7 protein-coding genes are annotated in these 3,267 nt (G+C 39.7%); 6 read left to right on the forward strand and 1 reads right to left on the reverse strand.

The genetic code is table 11. The features are described 5' to 3' along the window. On the reverse strand, nt 1–496 hold a 496-nt coding region (locus tag L654_RS0102105; RefSeq protein ID WP_024607115.1), incomplete at its 3' end, for a S24 family peptidase. 152 nt (nt 497–648) lie between these two features. Between L654_RS0102105 and L654_RS0102110 the strand changes: the two genes are divergently transcribed. From L654_RS0102110 to L654_RS0102135, 6 genes are all read left to right on the forward strand, one after another. Beyond that, nucleotides 649–867 (forward strand): YdaS family helix-turn-helix protein, encoded by a 219-nt coding sequence (locus L654_RS0102110; RefSeq protein ID WP_010553446.1) that lies wholly within the window; start codon nt 649–651, stop codon nt 865–867. After that, nucleotides 864–1,157: a hypothetical protein gene (locus L654_RS0102115; protein ID WP_008135661.1), complete on the forward strand. Its 294-nt coding sequence runs from the start codon at nt 864–866 to the stop codon at nt 1,155–1,157. Before L654_RS0102110 ends, L654_RS0102115 begins: the two co-directional genes overlap by 4 nt. Nucleotides 1,158–1,166: 9 nt before the next feature. After that, nucleotides 1,167–1,580 (forward strand): hypothetical protein, encoded by a 414-nt coding sequence (locus tag L654_RS0102120; protein WP_024607116.1) that lies wholly within the window; start codon nt 1,167–1,169, stop codon nt 1,578–1,580. Nucleotides 1,581–1,589: 9 nt separating this feature from the next. Further along, nucleotides 1,590–2,189 carry a DNA N-6-adenine-methyltransferase gene (locus L654_RS0102125; protein WP_024607117.1) on the forward strand — a complete coding sequence of 200 codons (600 nt, stop codon included), beginning with the start codon at nt 1,590–1,592 and terminating at the stop codon, nt 2,187–2,189. Nucleotides 2,190–2,260: 71 nt separating this feature from the next. Next, the gene (locus L654_RS0102130) at nt 2,261–2,545 is read left to right on the forward strand and encodes a hypothetical protein (RefSeq protein ID WP_024607118.1); all 285 of its coding nucleotides are present in this window, start codon (nt 2,261–2,263) and stop codon (nt 2,543–2,545) included. Further along, a partial coding sequence (locus L654_RS0102135) for a replication endonuclease (protein ID WP_024607119.1) occupies nt 2,546–3,267 on the forward strand: 722 nt, incomplete at its 3' end.

The following is a 3,267-nucleotide window of genomic DNA, read 5'->3' on the forward strand; positions in this document are numbered from 1 at the left end:
GGTTATCGTCGTCTAGGCGGGCTACTACGTACGAACCGTGAATGCATTCTGCTTCAGGGTCTACAAAAATTAAATCACCCTCATCAAACTTTGGCTCCATGCTAATACCTTGCACTTTTAAAACAAAGGTTAGGTCACTGCAATTAACAGGGCACATAAAGCGTTCAGCGTCGTAGGCTTTAATCTCACTTATTTCTGACCAAGCACCGGCTTGCACCCAGCTTATAAGTGGGGCTGTGGCTTTAATTGCTGGTCCTGGCACAACGTTGTTATTTATATTTTTTGCATCACTCTGGATTTCGCCAATTCCAAATAGTAAATATTCTGGAGTGCAATTGAGTGCTTGGGCGAGAGCATCAATCTTACGAGGGCGTTTAGTTTCGCCTGATTCAATATTATGAATAGAGTTTTGTGCTAAACCCGCAATTAAGCCTAGCTGTGCTTGAGTCATTCCCAACTGAACACGTCTTTTTTCTACTCTTTTTCCTAAATCCATTTTTTAAATTCCTAATATTAAAATCGCTTAAAGTGATATTTACTGATTATTGCCTTTTTATTTTATTTTGTCTAATCAGTTAAATCGATATTGACATCGGTTAAATTGATATCTATTATCGGTTTAATTGATAAATACTGCTTGGAGGAAATATGAGTGCCGTAGCGAAAGCAATAGAAATAATTGGTGGGCAAACAAAAGCCGCCAGGTTGTTAAGTACAAAACAAAACATCATTTGGTACTGGATTAACCGTCATTGCCAAGCCCCAGCGAAATACATTCCACGTATTTCAGAACTAACTAACGGTGAAATATCGGTAAACGATTTATTAGCCGATCATCAAAAAAGCAAAAAGGAAGATGCAGCATGAGCACTGAACAACAAATTATTTTATTAGATATTCATCCAGATGCTAAAGCTGTGCTGTTTGCACTACTACAAGAAAACAACCAACTACGCACTGAGCTTGAAGAGCAAAAAGACCGCCTAGTTAGCACCGTTGAGGCATGCGAGGTATTGGGATGTGCGCGTAAAAAGTTTTGGATTTTGTCGAAGTTGTCTGATTTTCCTAAATCAATTCAGTTTGGCAAAACTAATCATTATCGCTTAAACGAGCTAATTAAATTTAGAACGCAGCACCAACAAAGCGTAAACAACTAGGAGAAAACCATGGTAAATGCAGCATTAGAAATTGCAAAAAATCGCGGTATTACAGACGTAAATAAACAGCCTGAAAAAACACAGTTAAAAGTTGTTGATGTAAAACCAACACCAAAAGGACTTACTGAGATTAAGGGGCTTTTTAACAGCGATCGTCATACCGCTGAATATGTGTATACGCACTTGAGTAAGCCGCAGCAAATAATTGTGTGTTATTCGGCAGGCCTATCTAAAAATGATTTGGAAAGGAGTTATCACCAATTTGACCGTGATAAGCGCCTTAAAATACACCAAGCTATTTTACAGCTTCAAGAAATAGTAACCGCCTTTGTTGATGCTAATGCGATGACGCCAAGCCGCTTTTTACAAAAACGAGATTTTAGCATTGCTAAAAACACTCAAAAAATAGAACAAGCACACTAAGGATTAGCCATGACACCCGATCAACTAATCAACCAAGATAGTGGCAATGTTGAGTTTTATACGCCCGCTAAAGTTTTGAAGTATGTGCATCAAATGTTTCCCGTTATTGATTTAGACCCTGCAAGTTGTGCGGTTGCTAACAAGTCAGTAAAAGCGACGTGTTACTTAACCAAAGAAGACGATGCATTAACAAGAAATTGGATAGCTAATACTGTTTGGTTAAATCACCCATTCAATAAAGGTGAAATAGCATGTAAGCCAAAGTGTGTTAAAAAAATATGTAACGACCCGACTTACAGTAAGTATCGCGGCCACTGCATTACCGAAGACATAGCCAGCAACGGCGATTGGATTGACTATTACTTAGACCAATATGCGCAAGGTAACTTTAAAGAAGCAATGAACATTACCTTTGTTAATAGCTCAGAGGCATGGTGCCAAAAGTTATTAAACGCAGGCTTAAGCTGTTTTATTGATGGTCGTACGCACTTTAATGATGCACAAGGCAATGTAAAAAAAGGCGCACCCAAAGGCTGTTTTATTACTTACCTTGGCAATAGAACCGACGAGTTCCGAAAAATATTCTCAGCGCTTGGAGTAGTGAAGTAATGAAACTACGCACACAGCCACACATTCTCAGTAAATCTACACCAATAATTTAATCCCAAAGGACTACTAAAATGAACACAATCAAAGACCAAGATCTATCTAAAAATCAGCAATTGCTTAAAAGCATTGTTAATCACGCTATCGACCAAGCCAACTTTACTATTCGCAATTTAAACAAACGCCCAACTGTTGCAATGCTGATGGAGTGTGAAAACTGCCTAACTGACTTAATGCCAGTAGTGCAATTAATTGCGGTTGATCACATTGAATACGCACCAGTTTACGACCAAATGCAAACAGCATTAGACGCCGCGCAAATTCATGGAGAACCTGCGTTAATAGAGTTAACCGAATAAATGGCAAACCCTAAACCGCTCGACCTACAAGCCCTTAGACTATCTGGCATAGCTAAGGGTTTAATTTCGTCTATTAGCGATATTGACGACCGCAACTTTTTAGCGCGTGGCTTGCAAAATGTGCCAGTGCCTTTGCAAAGTCGTATGGCCCGTAAATACATAGACCGCTACAGCCAAAAAAAAGCGGGTAGTCAATATCGTGCTAATACATGGTTCCGCCGTACCATTGCCCGTTTAAAACCGCGCTTTGGCGTACTGTTTAGTATTACTCAAAATATGCCATTGCCATGGCATATTTTAAGTAGTATTGAAAAAACCAAAAAACACGCAGGCACACTTGCTATGGAGTGCGTGCAAATAACGCTTGATGTAAGCGAAGAAAACCAACACCTACCGTACGAAAAAATAATATCGCTAACCTACGATGCAATAGCAACTCATGCCAAAACTGTAGGCGCTAATGTGCCATTTTACGCCATGCGCGACGACAACTTGCCAACCGAGTGTTACGAAATTGCACTGCTAAAAATGCAGTGTGATAGGTGGTGGGCTCGTCAATTAAAAACTATTCGCCGCCAGTTTTTAGAGTTACTAGAAATTGCCACAGGCCAAGTAGGCAAAGATTTATACCACGATAAAAAAAGCAAAAAGTTTAAACGCCGTGGAATTAGCCCTTACTCGTCAAAACAAGCACAGCGCGAATTTAACTTTGCACAAGCCAG

The sequence above is a fragment of the Pseudoalteromonas sp. TAB23 genome (genome assembly GCF_000498075.1).
In the GTDB taxonomy this organism is placed as follows: domain Bacteria; phylum Pseudomonadota; class Gammaproteobacteria; order Enterobacterales; family Alteromonadaceae; genus Pseudoalteromonas; species Pseudoalteromonas arctica.